15 protein-coding genes, 1 pseudogene and 1 CRISPR repeat array are annotated in these 18,465 nt (G+C 72.1%); of the genes and pseudogenes, 5 read left to right on the top strand and 11 right to left on the bottom strand.

The features are described 5' to 3' along the window. Nucleotides 1-119: 119 nt before the first annotated feature. The 3 genes from ABT345_RS19805 to ABT345_RS19795 are packed head-to-tail and all read right to left on the bottom strand — an operon-like array spanning nucleotide 120 to nucleotide 2,442. Nucleotides 120-530: a RidA family protein gene (locus ABT345_RS19805; protein ID WP_345089803.1), complete on the bottom strand. Its 411-nt coding sequence runs from the start codon at nucleotides 528-530 to the stop codon at nucleotides 120-122. 29 nt (nucleotides 531-559) lie between these two features. Further along, on the bottom strand, nucleotides 560-1,315 hold the full coding sequence (locus tag ABT345_RS19800; RefSeq protein ID WP_345089807.1) for an IclR family transcriptional regulator: 756 nt from the start codon (nucleotides 1,313-1,315) through the stop codon (nucleotides 560-562). After that, a complete protein-coding gene (locus tag ABT345_RS19795; protein ID WP_386459676.1) occupies nucleotides 1,312-2,442 on the bottom strand; it encodes a sugar kinase in 1,131 nt (376 codons plus the stop codon). The genes ABT345_RS19800 and ABT345_RS19795 overlap by 4 nt, the downstream gene beginning before the upstream one ends. 579 nt (nucleotides 2,443-3,021) lie before the next feature. On the opposite strand from ABT345_RS19795, the gene ABT345_RS19790 reads away from it, so the two are divergent. Both ABT345_RS19790 and ABT345_RS19785 read left to right on the top strand, forming a co-directional pair. After that, entirely contained in the window at nucleotides 3,022-4,356 is a 1,335-nt protein-coding gene (locus ABT345_RS19790; RefSeq protein WP_345089813.1) for an alanine racemase, read from the top strand. 183 nt (nucleotides 4,357-4,539) lie between these two features. Then, nucleotides 4,540-6,162, top strand: coding sequence for an N-acyl-D-amino-acid deacylase family protein (locus ABT345_RS19785; RefSeq protein WP_345089816.1), 1,623 nt, complete (start codon nucleotides 4,540-4,542; stop codon nucleotides 6,160-6,162). Here the strand turns inward: ABT345_RS19785 and ABT345_RS19780 are convergent. Continuing rightward, complete coding sequence (locus ABT345_RS19780) at nucleotides 6,137-6,331, bottom strand: DUF397 domain-containing protein (RefSeq protein WP_351322912.1); 195 nt, start codon at nucleotides 6,329-6,331, stop codon at nucleotides 6,137-6,139. The genes ABT345_RS19785 and ABT345_RS19780 overlap by 26 nt on opposite strands. A gap of 1 nt (nucleotide 6,332) precedes the next feature. Then, a complete protein-coding gene (locus tag ABT345_RS19775) occupies nucleotides 6,333-7,187 on the bottom strand; it encodes a helix-turn-helix domain-containing protein (RefSeq protein ID WP_345089821.1) in 855 nt (284 codons plus the stop codon). Nucleotides 7,188-7,257: 70 nt separating this feature from the next. Here ABT345_RS19775 and ABT345_RS19770 point away from each other — a divergent pair, with 70 nt between their 5' ends. After that, the gene (locus tag ABT345_RS19770) at nucleotides 7,258-7,533 is read left to right on the top strand and encodes a hypothetical protein (RefSeq protein WP_386459632.1); all 276 of its coding nucleotides are present in this window, start codon (nucleotides 7,258-7,260) and stop codon (nucleotides 7,531-7,533) included. Next, nucleotides 7,530-7,664 carry a hypothetical protein gene (locus ABT345_RS19765; RefSeq protein WP_345089824.1) on the top strand — a complete coding sequence of 45 codons (135 nt, stop codon included), beginning with the start codon at nucleotides 7,530-7,532 and terminating at the stop codon, nucleotides 7,662-7,664. The genes ABT345_RS19770 and ABT345_RS19765 overlap by 4 nt, the downstream gene beginning before the upstream one ends. A gap of 41 nt (nucleotides 7,665-7,705) precedes the next feature. Here ABT345_RS19765 and ABT345_RS19760 read toward each other — a convergent pair whose 3' ends face one another. Then, nucleotides 7,706-10,186, bottom strand: a complete 2,481-nt coding sequence (locus ABT345_RS19760; protein WP_345089827.1) for a P-loop NTPase fold protein — start codon at nucleotides 10,184-10,186, stop codon at nucleotides 7,706-7,708. 302 nt (nucleotides 10,187-10,488) lie between these two features. On the opposite strand from ABT345_RS19760, the gene ABT345_RS19755 reads away from it, so the two are divergent. Beyond that, the gene (locus ABT345_RS19755; protein WP_345089830.1) at nucleotides 10,489-11,706 is read left to right on the top strand and encodes a pyridoxal phosphate-dependent aminotransferase; all 1,218 of its coding nucleotides are present in this window, start codon (nucleotides 10,489-10,491) and stop codon (nucleotides 11,704-11,706) included. A 166-nt stretch (nucleotides 11,707-11,872) separates the two neighbouring features. Then, a CRISPR array of direct repeats spans nucleotides 11,873-13,423; the repeat unit is 28 nt; unit sequence GTGAGCCCCGCGGGTGCGGGGGTGGTCC. Nucleotides 13,424-14,118: 695 nt separating this feature from the next. On the opposite strand, the gene cas2e is transcribed toward ABT345_RS19755, so the two are convergent. The 5 genes and pseudogenes from cas2e to cas7e form a co-directional block, all read right to left on the bottom strand. Beyond that, nucleotides 14,119-14,397 carry a type I-E CRISPR-associated endoribonuclease Cas2e gene (gene cas2e / locus ABT345_RS19750; protein WP_345089833.1) on the bottom strand — a complete coding sequence of 93 codons (279 nt, stop codon included), beginning with the start codon at nucleotides 14,395-14,397 and terminating at the stop codon, nucleotides 14,119-14,121. A 278-nt stretch (nucleotides 14,398-14,675) separates the two neighbouring features. Continuing rightward, nucleotides 14,676-15,602: pseudogene (gene cas1e, locus ABT345_RS19745) on the bottom strand (type I-E CRISPR-associated endonuclease Cas1e); the annotation flags it as partial. A 3-nt stretch (nucleotides 15,603-15,605) separates the two neighbouring features. Next, on the bottom strand, nucleotides 15,606-16,424 hold the full coding sequence (gene cas6e / locus ABT345_RS19740) for a type I-E CRISPR-associated protein Cas6/Cse3/CasE (RefSeq protein ID WP_345089835.1): 819 nt from the start codon (nucleotides 16,422-16,424) through the stop codon (nucleotides 15,606-15,608). A 4-nt stretch (nucleotides 16,425-16,428) separates the two neighbouring features. Then, on the bottom strand, nucleotides 16,429-17,274 hold the full coding sequence (gene cas5e, locus ABT345_RS19735) for a type I-E CRISPR-associated protein Cas5/CasD (RefSeq protein ID WP_345089837.1): 846 nt from the start codon (nucleotides 17,272-17,274) through the stop codon (nucleotides 16,429-16,431). Next, nucleotides 17,274-18,419: a type I-E CRISPR-associated protein Cas7/Cse4/CasC gene (gene cas7e, locus ABT345_RS19730; RefSeq protein WP_345089840.1), complete on the bottom strand. Its 1,146-nt coding sequence runs from the start codon at nucleotides 18,417-18,419 to the stop codon at nucleotides 17,274-17,276. Before cas7e ends, cas5e begins: the two co-directional genes overlap by 1 nt. Nucleotides 18,420-18,465: the final 46 nt, after the last annotated feature.

The raw sequence follows: 18,465 nt of genomic DNA, 5'->3' as shown, positions 1-18,465 counted from the left end.
GGCCGGGGCCCCTGCGGTGGGCTCCCCGGCGCGGGCCCGTACGGCGGCCCCTGCGGTGGGTGCCGTACGGACGGCCGGTGCGGCGGTGGACGGTGGCCGGGTGCGGCCGGGCCGTCGGCTCAGCCGAGGACGGCGAGCGCGTCGATCTCGATGAGCAGGCCCTTGGGCAGACCGACGTAGACGGTCGTACGGGCGGCCGGCGGCGCCGTGAGGCCCTGCTCCTCGAAGTAGGCGTTGTAGATCTCGTTCATCTCGGCGAAGTGGTCCACGTCGGTGAGGTAGACGCGCATCATCATGACGTCGTCCCAGCTCGCGCCGCCCTCTTCGAGGATCGCCTTGACGTTGGCGAAGGTCTGGAGGGTCTGCTCGCGCAGGGTGGGGCCGGCCGGGGTGGGGGCCTTGCCCTCCTCGGCGGGCAGGAAGCCGACCTGGCCGGCGACCTGGAGGATGTTGCCCTTCTTGACGCCGTGGGAGAACTTCGCCGGCGGGGTGGTGTGGGTGGCCGGGGTGAGCGCGGTCTTCTCGGTCATGGTGTTCAGGCTTCCTGTGCGGGTCCGGCTCAGGGCCGGGGGATTGCTGTTCCGGAGTACTCCCGGCTGATGGCGTCGGCGGTGCGGCGCACCATCGGGAGGAGGGTGAGGAGTTCGTCGGCGGTGACGACGACGTTCGGTGCGGAGACCGACATCGCGGCGACCACCCGGCCGTCGGCGCCTCGGATCGGGGCGCCGATGCAGTTGATGGACTCCTCGTGGCCGCCGAGGTCGGTGGCCCAGCCCTGTTCGCGGACCTTGGCCAGTTCGGCCAGGAAGGCCGCGGCGTTCGGCGTCGAACGGGACGTGTAGAGGGGGTAGTCGAGCTTCTCCGCGACGGCGCGGCGCTCGGGTTCGGACAGGTCGGCGAGGAGCAGCTTGGCGACGGCGGCGACGGTGATCGCGACCGGCTTGCCGATCCGCGAGTACATCCGCACCGGGTAGCGGCTCTCGACCTTGTCGATGTAGAGGACCTCGTTCTCCTCGTAGACGGCGAGGTGGACGGTGTGTCCGCACGCCTCGTTGAGGGCGACGAGGTGGGGGTGGGCGATGTCGCGCACGTCGAGGTTCTCGACCGCCTGCTGGGCGAGGGCGAAGAGCCGCGCGCCGAGGCGGTAGCGCTGGTCGGGCTGGCGGTAGACGATGCCGTGCTCGTGCAGGGTGCGCAGCAGCCGCAGGGCGGTCGACTTGTGGACGCCGAGGCGGACGGCGACCTGTTCGAGGTTGGCCGGGCCCTCGGCGAGCAGCGGAAGGATGCTCAGTGCGCGGTCTACTGTCTGGCTCATGTCTGGGGGGCCTCCACCCGTGCGTCGTGCAGCCCCGCCGTCCAGCCGGGGCCGAGACGCAGTCTCCCCCAGTCGCCCTCGGGAAGGGCGGCGAGGCGGTCGGCGAGGGCGCGTGGCGGCGGTACGGCGAGGTCGCCGGGGACGGTCAGCGCGGCGGCGGCCATGAGGTGCCCGTGCCGGATCCGGTCGAACACCGGCAGCCCGCGCAGCGTCCCGGAGAGGAATCCGGCAGCGAAGGCGTCCCCCGCGCCGACGGAGGCGACGACGTCGACCGTGAGGGCGGGGGCGTAGGTGACGGTGTCGGGGGCGGGCGTGCCGGCCCCGCCACCGGCGGGCGGGCCGGCGGACGTACCGGCTTCGGGTCCGGGCGCGGCGGGCCGCGGGCCGGGCGCGTCCGCCGCGCCGGGGCCAGCGCCGTCCGCGTCCTCCCGGTGGAGCACCGTGACGCCCTCCGACCCCTGCTTGACGACGAGGACCGCCGGTTCCGGCAGCGCGGCGCGGATCGCCGCGGGTCCGTGCAGATCCCAGGCGGCCGCGGCCTCGTCCTCGCCGACGAAGACGAGGTCGGCGCCGCGCGCGAGGTCGAGCAGGGTCTCGGGGCCCTGCGGGCGGCCGTGCCACAGCCCGACGCGGTAGTTGACGTCGAAGGAGACGAGCGGGCGGTCCGGGGTGCGGCGGGTGAGCGCGCGCAGCATGTCGAGACAGCTGTCGGAGAGCGCCGCGGTGATGCCGGTGAGGTGCAGCACCCGGGCGCCGGCGAGGGCGGCGGGCCCCGGCGAGCCGGGGGTCATGGCGGAGGCGGCGGACCCGGCGCGGTAGTAGACGACCTCGGCGGTGCCGGGCTCCTCGCCGTCCGCGCCGGTGGCCCGCTCCCCCGCGGTGCGGAAGTAGACGCCGGTCGGCCGGTGCGGGTCGCGGGCGACACGGCCGGTGTCGACGCCGTGGGCGGCGATCGCGGCGACGAGGTGGTCGCCGAAGCCGTCGGCGCCGACCCGGGAGACCCAGCGGGCGCGGTGTCCGGCGGCGGCCAGGACGCAGGCGACGTTGGACTCGGCGCCGCCGATGGCGCGGTCGAAGGACGGCACGTCGGCGAGGCGCCCGGGGCGGGACGGCAGGAAGGTGACCATGGACTCGCCGAGGCAGACGACATCGGTGCCGCCCGCCGGGAGCCCGGCGCCGTGCCCGGCGGTGGCGCCGTCCTGGCCTGCGGTGCCGCTGGCGTTCGAGGGCCTGGTCACGAGGGTGGTGCTCCTTAGCTGTGCCGTGCGGGGAAGCCGGGTCCAAGGACCCGGCCGTGCCGGTGCCGGGCGCCGTGGCCCGCCGCCCGGCGCGCGTCGGTGGCGGTGGACGTACCGGGCGGCGGCTCGGGCGAGGGCCGGGCGGTGGTCGCGGCGGGTGCGGGCGGCGGGTGCCGGGCCGCCGGCGGCGCGGCGGCCGACGACCGCCTTGACCACCGGTTTTCCGGCCCGGGTCCGGCGCGCGTCGGTGCCGTGGTGACCGCCGACGCTCACCATTGACCCGGTGATGGCTCGGATGTTAGACAGCATTAAGCGATATACGCAATGGGTGTTGCAGAGAACGCAACGCACTCGCGGAGACCCGCCCCCGTCAGGCCCCCGCCCGGCCACCCGGCGCATACTTCGCCCAGCACCGACCGGCACGCCGCGACGCAGCCCGCGCCCGGCGCCCCTTCCCAAGGAGGCCTCATGGCCGACGACCGGCTCACCGACGACCGGCTCGCCGCGGACCCGCACACCCCGGACCTCGCGTCCGCGGCAACCCGGGCCCTCGCGGACGAACGCGTCGACCACCGCTTCAAGGCGCTCCCCCCGGACGCCGAGGGCCGCACCGTCGGTGAACTGGCCGCCGAGCGCCGCAACCTCTTCGACGGCGGCTTCACCACCCCGGTCCTCGCCCTCTCCGCCGAATCCGTCGAGCACAACCTCGCGCTGATGGAGACCTACGCCGAGCGCCACGGCCTGGCCTTCGCCCCGCACGGCAAGACCTCCATGGCCCCGCAGCTCTTCGTCCGCCAGCTGGAGCACGGCGCCTGGGGCATCACCGCCGCCGTCCCCCACCAGGCCCGCGTCTACCGCGCCCACGGCATCGCCAAGATCTTCCTCGCCAACGAGCTGGTCGACCCCGCCGCCCTGCGCTGGCTCGCCGCCGAGCTGGACGCCGACCCGGACTTCCGCTTCGTCTGCTACGCCGACTCCGTGCGCGGCGTCGAGCTGATGGACGCCGCCCTCCGCGACGCCGGCGCCCGCCGCCCCGTCGACGTCGTCGTGGAGCTGGGCGCGGGCGAGGGCGCCCGCACCGGCGCCCGCACCGACACCGACTGCCGCGCGGTGGCCGACGCCGTCGCCGCGACCGCCACCCTGCGCCTGGTCGGCGTCGCCGGCTACGAGGGCGAGGTCCCGGACGCCGACCACACCAAGGTCACCGCCTGGCTGCGCCGCCTGGTGGCGCTCGCCGCCGCCTTCGACGCCGAGGGCCGCTTCGCCGGGCTGGACGAGATCATCGTCAGCGCGGGCGGCAGCGCCTGGTTCGACGCGGTCGCCGAGGTCTTCGCCGAGATCCCCGCGCTGTCCGCCCCGGTCTTGAAGCTGCTCCGCTCGGGCGCGTACGTCTCGCACGACGACGGCCACTACCGCCACCTCACCCCGTTCAACCGCGTCCCCGACGAGGGCGCCCTCCAGCCCGCGTTCCGCCTCTGGGCGCAGGTCGTCTCCCGCCCCACCCCGCACCAGGCGTTCGCCAACGCCGGTAAGCGCGACGCCGCCTACGACCTCGACCTGCCGCGGGCCCAGGTCGTCCGCTCCGCCCGGGACGGCGCCGAGCGCCCCGCCACCGGCGTCACCGTCACGGGCCTGTCCGACCAGCACACCTGGCTGGCCACCGAGTCCGCCGACGCCCTGGAGACCGGCGACTGGGTCGGCCTGGGCCTCTCCCACCCCTGCACCTCCTTCGACAAGTGGCAGCTGATCCCCCTGGTCGAGGCCGACGGCACGGTCGTCGACTTCATCCGGACGTTCTTCTAGGACGGACAGGACGAAGCCGAGGGCCGGGTGGGCGTTTCGCTCAGGAACCCTTCCTGAACGAAACGCCCGCCCGAGCCGCCACCCGAACCGCCACCCACCCGACCGGCGCACCGCCCCGGACACCGGCCGCTCACCCCGACCCCACGCTCGACCTCACGGCCGAAGTACCGAAAGGCAGCCCCCATGGACACCGTGTTCCGCGACGTACGCGTCATCGACGGGTCGGGCGGCCCGTCCTACCGCGCCGATGTCGCCCTGAACGACGGCCGGATCGCCGCCCTGCACCGCGAGGGCGACGCCGGTCCCCGCCCCGCCGCCCGCCACACGGTCCCCGCCGACGGCCTCGCCCTCGCCCCCGGCTTCATCGACATGCACGCCCACAGCGACCTCGCGCTGCTGCGCGACCCCGCGCACGAGGCGAAGACGGCGCAGGGCGTCACCCTCGAAGTCCTCGGCCAGGACGGCCTGTCGTACGCGCCCGTGGACGACCGCACGCTCGCGCAGGTCCGCTCCCAGATCGCCGGCTGGAACGGCGACGGCAGCGACATCGACTTCTCCTGGCGCTCCGTCGGCGGCTACCTCGACCGCCTCGACCACGGCTTCGACGGCGCCGGCATCGCCGTCAACGCCGCCTACCTCATCCCGCAGGGCACCGTCCGGATGCTCGCCATGGGCTGGGACGACCGCCCCGCCACCGCCGACGAGCTGACCCGCATGAAGCAGCTCGTCGCCGAGGGCCTCCAGCAGGGCGCCGTCGGCCTCTCCTCCGGCCTCACCTACACGCCCGGCATGTACGCCTCCGACGCCGAACTGACCGAACTCTGCCGCGTCGTGGCGGAATACGACGGCTACTACTGCCCGCACCACCGCTCCTACGGCGCCGGCGCCCTCCAGGCGTACGAGGAGATGGTCGCCCTCACCCGCGAGGCGGGCTGCGCCCTCCATCTCGCCCACGCCACCATGAACTTCGGCGTCAACAAGGACCGCGCCCCCGAGCTGCTCGCCCTGCTCGACACGGCCCTCGACGGCGGCGCCGACATCTCCCTCGACACGTATCCGTACACCCCCGGCTGCACCACGCTCGTCGCGATGCTGCCGAGTTGGGCGAGCGAGGGCGGGCCGGACGCGATCCTCGCCCGGCTGCGGAACGAGGAGAGCGCCGCCCGCATCCGCCACACCATGGAGGTCGAGGGCGCCGACGGCTGCCACGGCGTCCCCATCGAGTGGGACACCATCGAGATCTCCGGGACGACCGATCCGGCGCTCGCCCCGTACGTCGGCAAGACCGTCGCGCGGAGCGCCGCCGCGCGCGGCGAGGAGCCGTGGACCGTCGCCCGCCGCCTGCTGATCGAGGACCGCCTCGGCCCGACGATCCTCCAGCACGTCGGCCACGAGGAGAACGTCCGCCGCATCATGCGCCACCGCGTCCACACCGGCGGCTCCGACGGCATCCTCCAGGGCGCCAAACCGCACCCCCGCGCCTACGGCACCTTCCCCCACTACCTCGGCCACTACGTCCGTGAGCTGGGCGTTCTCTCCCTGGAGGAGTGCGTCGCGCACCTCACCTCCCGCCCCGCCGCCCGCCTGCGCCTGCCCGACCGCGGCCTGATCCGCGAGGGCTACCGCGCCGACCTCGTCCTCTTCGACCCGGAAACGGTCGCCGCCGGCTCCACCTTCGACGCGCCCCGCACCCTGCCCACCGGCATCCCGCACGTCCTGATCAACGGCGAGTTCGTCATCGAGAACGGCCACCGCACGGAGGTCCTGGCCGGACGGGCGATCAGGCGCGCAGCGCCTCGCTCTTGACCGCCGATACGAAGCGGCCCCAGGCGCCGGACCCGAAGATCAACGTGGCGCGGGTCCGGTCCTTGGTGTCGCGGACGGGGACGATGCCGGGGAGGTCGTCGGCGATCTCTACGCAGTCGCCACCGTCGCCGTTGGTGTAGGTGCTCGTACGCCACGCAGCATCGGTCAAATCAATTCCGTTGCTTGCCATTTCGGAAATCCTCCGCCGTTGCCTGGATCATCGACAAGGACGCCGCCGGTGGCAGCGCGGCAGCCCTCACCAGATCGTATGCCTTGAGGTACTGGCCCACGATCTCTGGATCATCGATGGTGTCACCGCTATACGCGGACTCGATGTAGATCAAAGGCGGCTCATCCCGGAACCGCATTGTCTTAACCGAACCCATCATCAGCGGGTGCGGCCCGCTATTGCACGGAAGGATCTGTGGAACGATCCGGCGACGCCAACCCAACTCCGCGATGTGGTTCAACTGTTCGGCCATCTCGTCCATCGGGAGCAGAGGGCTGCTCAGCACGGACTCGTGCAGAATCATCCAGAACGCCGGATTCTTGTGATCCGCTTCAAGGAGCTGCGCCCTCTTCAGCCGCGCAGAGACTTTCTCTTCCACTTCCTCTTCAGTGGAAAGCGGATGAGCCCCCAACACGACCGCCCGCGCATACGAGGCCGTTTGCAGCAACCCTGGCACGAGGCCGGGATACCACTCCTCGATACCCGTGGCCCTCTCCTCCGCTTCCAACACCCGCTCGAAGTAGTGGGCATAGCCGCCTCCGCGTGACCTGCGAACGTCGTCGCATCGCCGCGTGAAGAATCCGTCCGTGCCGAGCACGCGGTCCACATGCGGGGCCAATTCCCTCGGCATCCGCCGGAACCCGCGCTCGATCTCACTCAGATAACTCACCGAGAAGTAACAGTCCTTGACCACTTCCTTGAGGGTCAGGCCCGCCTGCTCCCGCTTGTAGCGCAGTTCCGCGCCGTAGAAAGCGAGCACACTCTCGGAACCATCAATTTCCTTGCTGGCAGGCATATTTCACCGCTCCACAGATTGCGCGCCGAAAGGGAAGTACCTTCCACGCTACGCCGATCCGCGCCACGCTGTGAGCAGTTCGTCACAGACCGCACAGGAAGCCGACGCCATGCCGCACGCCTACCACTACCCCCACCACGACGACATCGACGACTGCACCGAGGAACTGCGCGCCGCGCTCGCCGCGCACGGCATCACGCTGCCCTCGCTCGGCATCGATCTGCCGTCGTACGCGGGGAGTTACGCCACCCCGCTGATCGCCCTCGGCAACTGCAACACCGCCACCGCCCGCCGCCTCTCCGCCGCCCTCCACCAGGCCGTTTCCGGTACGGGCACCGAGCGATGAGCAAGCCGCGGGACGGGGAGCGCGCCCCGAAGGAGCAGCCCGCCGGGCGCGATACGACCCGGCGGGAGGCGTTGGCCGAGGAGGTCCGGCGGCTCAACCGATGGTCGTCCGGCGGGGGCGGACGCCGCTGACGCGCGCGCCCCGCACACCTCGATGCGCGGGGCCCGCAGGCTCACTCCGCGTGACCGTTCCCCCCGGCTCGTCGCCGCCGTACCGCCAACGCCTCCTCGACCCAGTCGAGCAGCACCCACAGCTCACCGGTCACGCCGAGCGACCCGACCTCGTCGGCCCGGCGCTCGTCCTCCGGGGTGACCCGTCCGGTCAGGAAGCCGACCGGCCCGTCGTACGCCCCCTCGTCCCGCAAGCGCCGGACGAAGGCGAACCCGGCGTCCGGATCGCCGCCCCGGGAACAGTCGGAGAGGAACAGATCCACCCGGCGGGCGGCGAGACGGGCCAGCACCTCCGCTTCGGTGGTCACCACCTGCACGTCCACGCCCGGCCGCCGCACCCGCGCGACCAGCGACGACAACGTCTCGGGGGCGTCGTCCAGCCACAGGACGGCGAGATCCGCATCGGACGCGCCGTCCGACCGCTGCTCCGGCAGGGGCCCCGGCAGCCGCGGCTCCTGGGCAGGCGCCTCGGCCAGCTCCTCCGCGACCTCCCGCACCATCGCCCGCAGCTCCTCCTCCTGGTTGGTGATGCGCGCGCCCAACGAGGCGGCGCGGTCCTCCCGTTCGGGGCTCTGCCGGATCGTGTAGAAGATCACCGGGCCGTCGTAGAGCTGCCTGCTCCGGAACCTCTCGACCATCACGAACCCGGAGCTGTGGTCATGGCCACGGCTGATGTCCGAGATCAGCAGATCGGGCTTACGCACCCGCAGCGCACCGACCGCCTCCCGGCTCGACGCCACATGCCGCACCCGCGCCCCCATGTTCAGCAGCATCTCCATCACCTCGCCCTTGCGTTCGGGCTGGTCGTCCACCCAGAGCACATCGAGCCGCACCGGCAGGGGCTGCCGGTACTGGGCGCGCAGGTGACTCACGTCCATCCAGGACTCGCCCAGCCTGACCGACGCGGGATCGAAGGAACCCGCCACGAGGGATTGCCTCACCCTGACCGGCCCGCCGGGGAAACCGGCCCCGACGGAACCGTCGTCCCGCTCCGGACCCGCCGACGGCTCCGGGGAGGCATCCCGCTCCGGTGCAGCGCCCGGCAGGCTGCCGCCCTGCGGAGACGTCATCGCCCAGGCGAGCGGCGACCCGTCGGCGTCCAGCCCGTCCGGCATCCCGCCCAGCACCTCCCGCAACGGCTCCCACGCGGCCGACATCCGGGAGGGGCCGTCCCCGGAGAGCACCGGCCCCTCCCGCAGCCGCAGCAGCAGCCGCGCCGCGTCGTCCAGGTCGACCAGCTCGTCGATCAGCGAGGTGAACCCAGAATTCAGCACCAACTCAGGGAATTCCCGCGGGAGTTGGCGCTCCAGCTCGGCCAGCGTCTCCGGTCCGGGCGCGTCCGGCCCCGCCGGCAGCACCAGGTCGTAGCGGCCGACGAACTCCGCCGCCTGCGCCGTCTCCTCCTCGGAGACCGCCCCGCGCGGCGTCAGCAGCGTCCGCCGCACCGCCCGGTACGTACGGAACTCCGCGACCACATCGCCGTCCACCGTCCCCGACGGGCCGGTCATCATCCGGTAGAAGTCCGGATAGAAGTACTGGAGCAGCAGGGTGCGCAGCACCGCGTCCGGGCCGAAGTCGCGCCAGACCGGGTTCAGCGTCGCTTCCAGGACGAAGCCGTTGACCAGGCGCTTGATGCGTCGCGGATTGCGGGCGCTGCGCTGCGCCAGCAGCTTGACCAGCGCGTCGTCCACCAGCGGCGCGACGCCCGCCGTCCGGGCGCACCAGCGGATGTACTCCTCGACGCCGCGGCCGTCCGGCGCCGGAATCCGGTAACTCGTCTGGAAGATCTTCTCCATGAACGCCGACCCGGCGGGCGACAGATCACGCAGCAGCCCGTTCGGGCCCATCGCGGAACGGTCGCACCCGACGACGAAGGCGAGCCCCGGCACGTCCAGGTAAACCTTCACCGCCTCGCAGACCGCGAGCACCGTCTCCTCCGAACAGCGGTCCAGGTCATCGATGAACACGACCAGCATCCGCCGCAGCTCACCGGCGTTCTGCGCCCACTCCCCCACCAACTCCCCGATGGCGGTCCGCATCTCGTTCCTGGCCTGCGAATTGACGGACAGGTTCTTCCACAACTCGTCCACCAGCCCGGAAACGCCGAGCGGGCCCGCGGCGACCGTCGTCACCGCGCGCACCACCCGCAGCAGCGCCCGCTGCTCGGTGGCGCGCGCCAGCCCGCGCCGCAGGACCCGCCGGTCGAACCGCATCAGGACCGACTTGATCAGCCCCTCCAGCGCGTCCGCGCCGGTCGAGGTCCAGGCGTTGTACCAGACGGTGTGCACCTCGGGCTGCGCGGTCAGCTCCGCGTCGACCAGCCGCATCAGGCTGCTCTTGCCCATCCCCCAACCGGCGTCCACCGCGAGGGTGAACGGCGTCGCGGGGCGCGAGGCGACGAGCAGCCCCGCCAGCCGCCGCGCGGCCGCCTGCGCCCCGAGCAGATCGCCGCCCGCCTCGGTCACCGGCTCATCGCTCAACAACGAGAACGGCGTTCCGCCCCCGCCGCCCTCGCCGCCGCTTCCGCCGTTGCGCCCCGCCGCCATCTGCCGCCCCACCCCGCGCCGTACCGGACCGGCGGTACGCGCCCTGGCCCCGCGCCCCCGCCGACGAACGCCCCGGAGCGTACCGCCGGACCGGCACCCCCCACCGCCATCCCACGGAATCCGCAGGTCAAGGGGGCCCCGAACGACCACGCGCTCCGTACGCGCCCCATGGGTCCCACCGGCCCAACGTGGGCAAAAACACCGCGCCGGGGTGTCCGGGCGGCCGTAAAGTGGCGGACATGCAGGTCATCCAGTCAACGAAGCTCGCCAACGTCTGCTACGAAATCCGCGGCCCGGTGCTGGAGGAGGCGATGCGGCTGGAAGCAGCGGGCCACCGCATCCTCAAGCTCAACACCGGCAATCCGGCGGCGTTCGGCTTCGAGTGCCCACCGGAGATCCTGGAGGACATCCTCCGCTCCGTCGGCACCGCGCACGGCTACGGCGACGCCAAGGGCCTGCTCTCCGCCCGCCGCGCGGTCATGCAGCACTACCAGACCAAGGGCGTCGAGGTCTCCGTCGAGGACATCTACCTCGGCAACGGCGTCTCCGAGCTGATCCAGATGTCCATGCAGGCGCTCCTCGACGACGGCGACGAGGTCCTCGTCCCCGCGCCGGACTACCCGCTGTGGACGGCGTCCGTCTCCCTCTCCGGCGGCACCGCGGTCCACTACCGCTGCGACGAGCAGGCCGACTGGATGCCGGACCTCGCCGACATCGAATCCAAGATCACCGACCGCACCAAGGCGATCGTCGTGATCAACCCGAACAACCCCACCGGCGCGGTCTACGACGAGGCGCTCCTGGAGGGCATCGCCGAGATCGCCCGCCGCCACCACCTCATCGTCTGCGCCGACGAGATCTACGACAAGATCCTCTACGACGGCGTCACCCACACCCCCTTCGCCTCCCTCGCCCCCGATCTCCTCACCCTCACCTTCAACGGCCTGTCGAAGGCGTACCGCGTCGCCGGCTACCGCAGCGGCTGGCTGGCGGTCTGCGGCCCGAAGGCGCACGCCACGTCGTACATCGAGGGCCTGACGATCCTGGCCAACATGCGCCTGTGCGCCAACATGCCGGCCCAGCACGCCGTCGCCACCGCCCTCGGCGGCCGCCAGTCCATCAACGACCTGGTCCTCCCCGGCGGCCGCCTCCTCGAACAACGCGACACGGCCTACGACCTCCTGACCCAAATCCCCGGCGTCACCTGCGTAAAGCCCAAGGGCGCCCTCTACGCCTTCCCCCGCCTGGACCCCAAGGTCTACAAGATCACCGACGACAGGGAATTGGTCCTCGACCTCCTCCGCGCGGAAAAGATCATGATCGTCCACGGGACCGGCTTCAATCACCCGACGCCGGATCATTTCCGGTTGGTGACGCTGCCGAACAAGGATGATTTGACGGAGGCGGTCACGCGGATCGGGGCGTTTTTGGAGGGGTACGGGCAGCGGCGGGGGTGAGGGGTCTGTCGGGTGCGCGGGGCGGGCCTGGTGCGCGATTGCCGGTCGTCTGGGTCAGTACCGGTTCCTCGCTACTGCGCGGGGCGGTTTCCCATCGCAGCCGGAGCGGTGCCGTGCAACTGAAGGAAAAGAGCGGCCGTCGGGATAACGGCGCAGGTCAGGAAGTGTGAGCCCCGCGGGTGCGGGGGTGGTCCGCGCCGGCCGTTCCGGAGCAGCGGCCGGGGCCGGTGAGCCCCGCGGGTGCGGGGGTGGTCCGTTGCCCCCTCCCTCCCCTCTCTGTGAGGGCAGGTGAGCCCCGCGGGTGCGGGGGTGGTCCTCCGTCCCCGAGGCCAAGGGCAACGTCGCCACCGTGAGCCCCGCGGGTGCGGGGGTGGTCCTCCCTTGCGCGCCTTCATGGCGGTCTCCTGTGGGTGAGCCCCGCGGGTGCGGGGGTGGTCCGTACGCCCGTTGTACCGGGCCCCCGCACCATCGTGAGCCCCGCGGGTGCGGGGGTGGTCCCACCGCACTCACGATCGGCGGCGCCGTCGTCTCGTGAGCCCCGCGGGTGCGGGGGTGGTCCGCTTGGGTCATGGTCACCGGGCCGGTCCATACCGTGAGCCCCGCGGGTGCGGGGGTGGTCCGTGCAGCAGCCGGACCGCGTGCTCCAGCGCCGCGTGAGCCCCGCGGGTGCGGGGGTGGTCCGCGCGAGGACCTGCCGCCCCTCCCCTCCCCCGAGTGAGCCCCGCGGGTGCGGGGGTGGTCCGCGGCCGTCACGGGCGGCGGTGTCCACGTCGGAGTGAGCCCCGCGGGTGCGGGGGTGGTCCGCGAGCCATCGCTCGCGCTGCCAAAACCGCAGGGTGAGCCCCGCGGGTGCGGGGGTGGTCCGATCTCGTGCGGCGAGTCGACCATGCCGATCATGTGAGCCCCGCGGGTGCGGGGGTGGTCCTCCTCGGCCAGTGCGTCGGCGAACTCCTGGGCGGTGAGCCCCGCGGGTGCGGGGGTGGTCCCCCACCGCCCCCTCTTACTCACGGTGACTGGTAGTGAGCCCCGCGGGTGCGGGGGTGGTCCCATGTCGAGCCAGGTCAACCTCCGGATCCTCGTGTGAGCCCCGCGGGTGCGGGGGTGGTCCGGTGTTCGTCGCGGGGGTCGTCCTCACGGGCGAGTGAGCCCCGCGGGTGCGGAGGTGGTCCGACCGCCTACATCGACACCATGGCCGATCTCGGGTGAGCCCCGCGGGTGCGGGGGTGGTCCGGGCGCCGCCTACACCGGCATCGGCGCCGCGTTGTGAGCCCCGCGGGTGCGGGGGTGGTCCCGCTCAGCGCTGCCGCCTTCCTGATGCCTGCCGTGAGCCCCGCGGGTGCGGGGGTGGTCCTCAGGTCCCTTGGATGCGTCCGACGCCAACGGCGTGAGCCCCGCGGGTGCGGGGGTGGTCCGGAGGTGTTCGGCGAGGTTCAGGAGGCGGCGGAGTGAGCCCCGCGGGTGCGGGGGTGGTCCTCGTGATGTGGCTGGGTGCCTGGATGCCCGGTGGTGAGCCCCGCGGGTGCGGGGGTGGCCCGACCACCTCATTCCCCTCGAACTCGGCGGCGCGGTGAGCCCCGCGGGTGCGGGGGTGGTCCGTCCCGCATGACCTACGCCCGGTGGCTAGGCCCATGAGCCCCGCGGGTGCGGGGGTGATCCGGGCGGCCGGCTGGACGCGGTAGCCCATGGCGCGTGAGCCCCGCGGGTGCGGGGGGCCTTCCGTCCGTTGCTCCGCGCCGCTCTGTCCATCGTGAGCCCTGCGGGTGCAGAGTGTTCGTCTGCCCCGCCGCAGGGTCCGTACGTTCCATCCGTCAGGAATCGAGCACGGGCACGGAGGGATCCTGTTTTCCGGCCACATCACGGTCCATGGGCTCAGCGGTGGCTAATTGGCTTTGCCTCGGGTGGCGTGGTCGGCAAGCACACTCCGCATTCCGCCCATGGCTTGCTCCACCACGCGACTCCAGGTCGCCGTGATCCCTCCAGGATCATGAAGGCCGGTCAACAGGACAACAACGCATCTGGCCACCAACATGCCAAGCCTCAGCGCAGCAAAGGCCAGCCTGCCCCACTCACGCCAAGTTCTCTTACCCAGCAGCCCCGTTGACCGGTCTCTCCGCATTCGCATCCGCTCCGCCTCGCTATCAGCTGGACAAGCAAATAACGTGCTGATGAGGCGGGAGGTCACGGCTTCAATCGGCTCGGCGGAGAAGCACAGAGAACCGCCCAAATCCATCTGGACTTGGGCGGTTCCATGGAAAACGGCCCCCGCAAACGCGGGGCCACGACGATAACGGGCTCACGATCCGTCTCATCAGCACCGGGCCATCCCCGCCCACGCGAGGCTTTGAGGCAACGCCACTCCGTGTGGCACCCAGGCAGCTCCATACAACCACGCTCGCGGCAGAGCGCCACCCACTACCTCCGCTCCCTGGCCGAAAGAATCAACCCCTCGAAGTCCACCGGGCGCCAACGGTCCCGCCCCGCGGTGCGGACGGCCCAGCCCTGTTCGTTGGGGGCGGGTTCGATCAGGACTGCCTGGCCGTCGCCGATGCGGGTGGCGAGGAGTTCCCAGAGGCGGTCGCGGATGCGGCGGCTGGGGTTGCCGACGAAGACGCCCGCGTGGACCTCGACCATCCATCGAGTGAGGTGGCCGCGCAGACCGTCGGGGGCCGCGATCAGGACGATGACGGTCATGCGGGCTGCTCCGGGGGGCGGTCGAGGTCCGCGGGTGGCCGGGGTGACGGGGGCGGATCGGGTTCGGGGCCGATGATGGCGAGGTGTTGGTCTCCCATGGACGCGGGGACAGGTGGCGGGGGTGAGGCGGGGTCCGGCCCCGGAGCCACGCCGTCGGGTGCCGGGGCCGTGCCGTACGGTCCCGGGACTGAACCATCGGATGCCGGGGCGGCGCCGTCGGGTGCCGGGGCCGTACTGCCCGATCCTGGGGCCGTGCTGTCGGGCGTCGAGGGCGGGGCGTCCGCGTCGGCCCAGTTGACGCCGGAGGCGACCGTGCCGAGGCGTTCGTCCCAGAGTTCGCCGTGCTCCGGGGTGTCGAAATCCGTGCCGGGCGGATTCAGCAGGCTTTTGACGTCGGAGACGACGCGGCCGAGGAGTTGCGTCTCGGCGATGCGGTCGCGCAGGGCGGTGCGGGCGTCCCGTTCGTCGGTGAGGCCCTTCGCGGTGAGGTCGAAGGCGAGCGGAAGGGTGTACTCCGCCTTGTAGAGGTCGGCGATGTCGAGGACGAAGGAGAGTGCGGAGCCGGTGTGGACGAAGCCGAGGCCGGGGCTGGCACCGAGGCCGACGACGACCGCATGACAGATGCCGTACAGGGCGGCGTTGGCTGCCGAGAAGAGGCGGTTGACGTCGTCGCCCGCGGCGAAGGCGTCGCCAGTCTTGTAGATCCGCCCGTTCCAGGGGACGCCGGTGCGGCGGGAGTGCTCCTTGTACAGGCGACGGAAGCGGGTGCCCTCGCGGCCGCGGAGCTGCTGCATGGTGGCCTGCGAGACGTCTTCGCCGGGGAAGCGCATGCCGTACATGGCGCGGGCGACGCCGAGCCGTTCCTTGGGGCGGGTGACCAGCCATGCCTGCCGGTGTAGCAGGCCGGCGCCCCGACTCGGGCCGAGCCCCGCCGCGTACATCCGTACACCCTGCTCGCCCACCCAGCAGACCGCGGTGCCGGAGTCGGCGAGGAGGCGGATGGCGCCGTGGGTGACGCGGGTGCCGGGGCCGAGGAGGACGACGGCGATCATGGCGGCGGGGATCCGGACGGTTTCCCGCCTGTTGATGATCACGACTGCGTTCTCGTCGCGGTCGAGGTGGCTGCGCTCCACGTAGACGCTGGAGACTCGGTCAACGAGCCGGTGCAGATCGTGCGGGTCGGCCTTCCACCAGATGTCGGCCATGGCTCAGTCCTTTCTGTCGGGCACCGGGGCGAGGGTGAGCAGACCGCAGCCGTATGCCTTGGAAGGGCCGATGCCGCCCAGAAGCCGGGCGGTGAACTTCGCAGCGTCGGTGATGCGGAGGCGGCCTTCGAAGGTGGCAGTGTGGAAGACGACGGGACGGGCGTCTTTCCCGGCGTTCTTCTTGAACGAGTGCCGTTGGCGGGCAGTGATGCGCACCTCGCGCGCCGGGTTGCGCTCCCAAAGTCTCTGCTCCCGCGGTGTGTCACCGGCAGCGGGGACGGGCTGCGGGGCGTCGAGGCCCGGGGCGGCTGGGTCGGCGCGGGAGGCGGGGACGTCGAAGCCCCAGCGCTCGGTGCGGCTGAGGAACCAGTCGAGTTGGGCGGCTGCGGTGCGGTGGCCGATGCGGAAGCCACGGCGTTTGCCTTCGGGGGTGTCGGCGATGCGGGCGGCCTGGAGCGGCGTGGGCCTCTCCGGCGCGGTGGTGTTCTGCACGGGGCTGGCGGTCAGGCGGAAGGCGAACTCCGCTCCGTTGGCGAGCCGTTGGATGAGGGGCATGTAGTCGCGGACCATGGCGTGTTCCCCGTCGGCCTCGGGCCAGCCCGCGCGCTCGACGAGGTGGCTCCAGTCCGGCCGGGAGCGGGTGAGGACGAGCAGATGGGGGCGGTGGGGGTTGTCGGCGTCCAGTCGCCACAGGACGCGTTCGGCGTCCTGTGGGCCTGGCAGGCCACCGAGGACGGCACCGTGCGCGGCACGCGGGTTGGACAGCAGCTTCCGGCTCTCCGCCCGGAGCGGATTGATGCGGATGAGGGAGAGGTAGGTCATGGGGTCACCGGCCCAGCAGGGCGAAGGGGTCGTGGGCAGCCTCGTCGCCCCGGCCGTCGGCGGGGTCTTCGGCATCCGGTTCGAGGAAGCCGCTCGGGATGTTCAGCCAGATGTGCCGTGTGCGCCGGCTGGTGAAGCGGCGGCCGTGCGGGTCGAAGGAGACCGGCACATCGTGCGCGATGTCGTCGCCGTGCGGGTCCTCCAAGGTCGCCGAGCAGTCGACGCGCGCGGGGCGGACCGGGCCGTCCTGTCCCCGTTCCCTGCCGAGGCGGGCGGCGTACCGCTTCCGCGCCCGCTCGGATACCTGCCAGGGCTCTGCGGACAGCGCCTCTTCGAGGCTCCCGTCCCGCAGGCCGAGGGAGAGGGGCTGGGTCGGCGGGCAGGAGCGGCGGCCCAGCGCGAGCGGGAAGGCGGGCGCGCGGACGGCGGCGTCGAGGGAGGCCAGCAGGGTGCGTGGGCCCGCCAGCGCAGCGAGGAAGACGGCGTCCTGGAGGTAGTAGCGGGTCGTGACGTGGGTGTGTTTGGCCGGGGAGGTGGGTTTCTGGATGCCCTTGGCGGTGATGCCCGCCTGGAGGAGTGGCCGGCCCCGGTAGTCGCTGACGGTGTGGTAGTCGCGCAGCAAGGTCCCGGGCTGGTCCACGCGGACGCCGAAGGAGAGCGACGGCAGCGCGCCGAGAGGGTCCTCACGGGCGAGGCCGGACGCCGCGGCGAGCAGGCCGATCACGGCGGACTTGGTGGGTTCCGGGCCCGTGTCGCGGCGGTTGAAGGCACTGCGCAGGCCCCAGGACTGCAAGGGGCCGGCGAGGCGCAGCAGCAGGACAGCCGGTCCGTCGGCGTCGCGGAGAGTCATCAGGAAGCCTGCCGGAGAGTTTCGGTGAGGTGGGTGCGGATGCCTTCGAGGAGTTGGGGGAAGGCGACCGGCTCGCCGAACGCCTCCCGTAGCTGGTCGGCGGTCTCCGGTGCGGCGAAGGCGTGGGTGACCCCGGTGAAGGCGGGGGTCTCACCCCAGTTACGGACGCCCTGGAAATGCTCGCGCGCGAGCTTGCGGGCAGAGGCCGCGGCGATGCCCGCGGAGGCTTCGGCCGGCTCCTCGAAGGCGGAGACCAGGTTGACGGGCTGGTCGGTGCGGGCGACGACGGCGACCAGGCTGGGCAGCGTGCGGTGCGCGAAGCCGTTCTCGTATCCGGAGGGCATGGAGCGGGCGAAAGAGGTCACGAACTCTTCGACCGCGGTGATGGCTGCCGCATCGTCGGTGAGGTTGTGCCGGAGTTGGTGGAGCCCCACGGACGCGTAGCGGTAGAAGGTGGCGGAGTTGAAGCCGATGGTGCCGATCATTCCGGCGCCGGTCTCTTCCCGGGACTGCTGGTCGTCCACCGCGGTGAAGTAGTCGAACTCAAGCTCCACCGCGTGGGTCGAAAGCGCGTGGGCGACCTGGGTGGCCGCGTCGACGTTGAGGGCGGGGATGTCCGCGACCATACGGCCGAACAACGCAACGTCCATGGGGTGGCCGGTGCTGAACTTCTCGCGGACCGGCAACTTCTTGATCTCGGCAGCGAGTTCTCCGTCGTCCAGTGCGCCGAGTTCGTCGAGGCGGTCGCGGACCAGCGCGGCCACGGCGTCCAATTGGCGTCGTCCATGGAAGAAGAGGTAGGCGGTGTCGCCGTCTTTCTTGCCCGCGCTGATCTTCAGGTGGTCGAGGATGGCGGCCGCGAGCCGGGCTGCGGTCTCGCGGTCCGCGGTGGTGCCGTCGGCGATCCGGTCGGTGAGTGCCGTACCGATGCGGCGGGTACGGGTGGCCAGATCCTGCTGCGGGATACGTTCGGCGAAGTGGGTGCGGGTGGCGCGCTTCCATGCCTGTGAGGAGACGCGGGAGCGGCGTACCCCGCCGAAGTACGCCTCCTTGGGGTTGCCCTGATCGTCCCGATTGAGGTTGGCCGGCGGCACGGTCTGAAGAATGTGGATGTCGAGGTAGGTGCGGGGCGCGGGCAGTGTCATGGAGCGGTCCTCCGATGGGTGGACGGTGTGTGGTGGTGGCGAGTGC

The sequence above is a fragment of the Streptomyces sp. NPDC000404 genome (assembly GCF_040300365.1).
Lineage (GTDB): Bacteria > Actinomycetota > Actinomycetes > Streptomycetales > Streptomycetaceae > Streptomyces > Streptomyces ramulosus.
The sequence above is the reverse complement of the archived record's forward strand: the minus strand, read 5'-3'. Positions and strand labels throughout refer to the sequence as shown.

Bases quoted from the DNA above. Each gene is read 5' to 3' on its own strand.
- ABT345_RS19800 (WP_345089807.1), bottom strand. From the start codon at position 1,315: ATGAGCCAGACAGTAGACCGCGCACTGAGCATCCTTCCGCTGCTCGCC.
- ABT345_RS19805 (WP_345089803.1), bottom strand. From the start codon at position 530: ATGACCGAGAAGACCGCGCTCACCCCGGCCACCCACACCACCCCGCCG.
- ABT345_RS19775 (WP_345089821.1), bottom strand. From the start codon at position 7,187: ATGCCTGCCAGCAAGGAAATTGATGGTTCCGAGAGTGTGCTCGCTTTC.
- cas6e (WP_345089835.1), bottom strand. From the start codon at position 16,424: ATGACCTACCTCTCCCTCATCCGCATCAATCCGCTCCGGGCGGAGAGC.
- ABT345_RS19755 (WP_345089830.1), top strand. From the start codon at position 10,489: ATGCAGGTCATCCAGTCAACGAAGCTCGCCAACGTCTGCTACGAAATC.
- ABT345_RS19765 (WP_345089824.1), top strand. From the start codon at position 7,530: ATGAGCAAGCCGCGGGACGGGGAGCGCGCCCCGAAGGAGCAGCCCGCC.
- cas2e (WP_345089833.1), bottom strand. From the start codon at position 14,397: ATGACCGTCATCGTCCTGATCGCGGCCCCCGACGGTCTGCGCGGCCAC.
- cas7e (WP_345089840.1), bottom strand. From the start codon at position 18,419: ATGACACTGCCCGCGCCCCGCACCTACCTCGACATCCACATTCTTCAG.
- ABT345_RS19785 (WP_345089816.1), top strand. From the start codon at position 4,540: ATGGACACCGTGTTCCGCGACGTACGCGTCATCGACGGGTCGGGCGGC.
- cas5e (WP_345089837.1), bottom strand. From the start codon at position 17,274: ATGACTCTCCGCGACGCCGACGGACCGGCTGTCCTGCTGCTGCGCCTC.
- ABT345_RS19790 (WP_345089813.1), top strand. From the start codon at position 3,022: ATGGCCGACGACCGGCTCACCGACGACCGGCTCGCCGCGGACCCGCAC.
- ABT345_RS19795 (WP_386459676.1), bottom strand. From the start codon at position 2,442: ATGGTCACCTTCCTGCCGTCCCGCCCCGGGCGCCTCGCCGACGTGCCG.